Annotated in this window: 3 protein-coding genes; all 3 read right to left on the bottom strand. The window is 62.9% G+C overall.

The window, feature by feature from the left end:
- Positions 1–271 precede the first annotated feature (271 nt).
- Genes EGJ22_RS25795 through EGJ22_RS25805 form a run of 3 tightly spaced genes read right to left on the bottom strand, consistent with a single transcriptional unit; the run spans position 272 to position 1,793 of the window.
- Entirely contained in the window at positions 272–658 is a 387-nt protein-coding gene (locus EGJ22_RS25795) for a lysozyme inhibitor LprI family protein (RefSeq protein WP_009681618.1), read from the bottom strand.
- A gap of 20 nt (positions 659–678) precedes the next feature.
- Positions 679–1,218, bottom strand: a complete 540-nt coding sequence (locus tag EGJ22_RS25800; RefSeq protein WP_009681617.1) for a hypothetical protein — start codon at positions 1,216–1,218, stop codon at positions 679–681.
- Between the two features lie 11 nt (positions 1,219–1,229).
- Positions 1,230–1,793 (bottom strand): GNAT family N-acetyltransferase, encoded by a 564-nt coding sequence (locus tag EGJ22_RS25805; protein ID WP_009681616.1) that lies wholly within the window; start codon positions 1,791–1,793, stop codon positions 1,230–1,232.
- Positions 1,794–1,983 lie beyond the last annotated feature (190 nt).

The raw sequence follows: 1,983 nt of genomic DNA on the forward strand, positions 1-1,983 counted from the left end.
CCGCGCGGGCGGCGCTCGATCTCACAGGCGCTGAAGATGCTCCGGCTACCCTTGCCAGAAACCATAGAATCTCCCACCTCGATCGCATCGACTTCAAATCCTGTGCAATCCCTGGGGGAGCAACTGTCTTGCTCAAAAGCCATAAGCTGGCGCAATCCATGTGGGAGCTGGCTTGCCGGCGATGAGGCCAGTCCAGGCAATACAAGTCAGTTGCTCCCAACACTACCCCTGTGGGAGCGGGCATGCCCGCGAAGAGGCCCGTACAGGCAACTCACTGCCCCGGGCTAAGCACCCGCTCCAGCTCCGCCGCGCGGTCGCGGGTCATGCTCATCATGCAGGTACCGCCTTCCAGCTGCGCCATGGTCCCGCCACTGGCCTGCACATGAAACTGGCAATTGCCATCGCGGTACACCAGCCACTTGCGCTGCACATCGCGCAAGCTTTTCTGCTGCCCGGCATCCAGCTTGCCCATCAGTTGCTTGTACACCCGGTTCAAGCGCTGGTCCTGCACCTGCGTCTCGGCCCCGATGCACTCACTCATGGCCACCGTGCTGGAGGCCTTGTCCATGCACTGCACGTACGCCGCCGTGTAGTCATCGGCCACGGCCAATGGCAGCACGCAGGTCAGTGCCAGCCCTGCCAGGTATTGCTTGCACATGCCTACTCTCCTTTTAGGTATCAAAGCGTCTGGGGTTGCACCGGCGGCATCAGCACCTTGCCCGGCTCGAATTGCAGCGCTGGCATCTGTGTGGCGGCATAAACCGCCACACCCAACGCCGCAATCAAGGCCACATCAAGCCAGTTCCAACCGGGCATGTCCTCAGCGCTGCGGGCCTTCCAGCAATGCCAGGCCTGGCCCAGGCAGAACACGCCCATCGCCGCCAGCCACAGGTAGAAGCCGGCACCAAATCCGCTCAGGTCATGGAATTCATAAGTCTGGTTATCCGGCAGACGGGTGATGCCGAAGCTGCTGCCCGCCAGGTAAACCGCCGCCAACCCGGCCAGCAATGCCAGCCGGCGAAAGCGCCGGTGGGCAAGGATGGCCAACGCCAGCAGCGGGTTGGCAAACCATTGGTGCAAGCCGAAGGGCAAGCCCCATGGCCCGTACAGCAGCATCTGCAGCGCCGGCATGTGATGCCCGCCATTCATGTGCGCGCCGTTGAAGAACAGGGCGAGCAAGTACAGCAGCAGGCTGATGCTCAGGTAGAAAACGGGCAAAGGGCAAATTCCTAGGCGACCGGGGGCTCAAGCAGCAGACCATAGATGCCGGAGTCGGACAACTCACCGGCCACGCACCAGCGCGCCCGCAGGGTGCCTTCAAGCACGAAACCTTGCCGTTCCAGGGTGCGTGCCGAGCCTTGGTTGCGCGGGTCGATCTCACCTTCCAGGCGGCGCATGTGCAGGGTGTTGGCCAGGTAATCGATGAAGCAGGTGAGCGCTTCGTCCATGTAGCCCCTGCCCTGCACGGCGCTGGCCAGGCAGTAGCCGATCTCGCCACGGCGGGAAACATCGTCGATGTTGAACAGCTGGACCATGCCGATGAGTTCACCGTTGTCGCGGCGGTACATACCCAGCTTGAGCTGGTCGCCATTGGCATAGGCTTCGCGGTCGGCGGCCAGGGCGCTTTCGGCCTCGGCCAGGTTTTGCCAAGGGGCATGGTGCCAATAACGCATGACCTCGGGGTCGGCCATGATCGCCAGCCACTGCGCGGCATCGGCATGGCGCATGGGGCGCAGTTGCAGGCGCGGGCTGTCGAGGCAGAGGTCACTGGGGAAACTGCGGGGTGGGGTCACGCCGGATCTCCTGTCCATTGCTGGGGAGATGACAGTTTAACGTCAAGCGCGAGGTTACGGCATCCCGGGGCTGCTGCGCAGCCCATCGCGACACAACACCTGAGCTTTGCGCAGTACCTGTGGGAGATTCTATGGTTTCTGGCAAGGGTAGCCGGAGCATCTTCAGCGCCTGTGAGATCGAGCGCCGACC

The organism is Pseudomonas sp. p99-361, from assembly GCF_003935475.1.
In the GTDB taxonomy this organism is placed as follows: Bacteria; Pseudomonadota; Gammaproteobacteria; order Pseudomonadales; family Pseudomonadaceae; genus Aquipseudomonas; species Aquipseudomonas juntendi.

Coding starts and splice junctions, on each gene's coding strand:
- EGJ22_RS25795 (WP_009681618.1), bottom strand. CDS start 658: ATGTGCAAGCAATACCTGGCAGGGCTGGCACTGACCTGCGTGCTGCCA.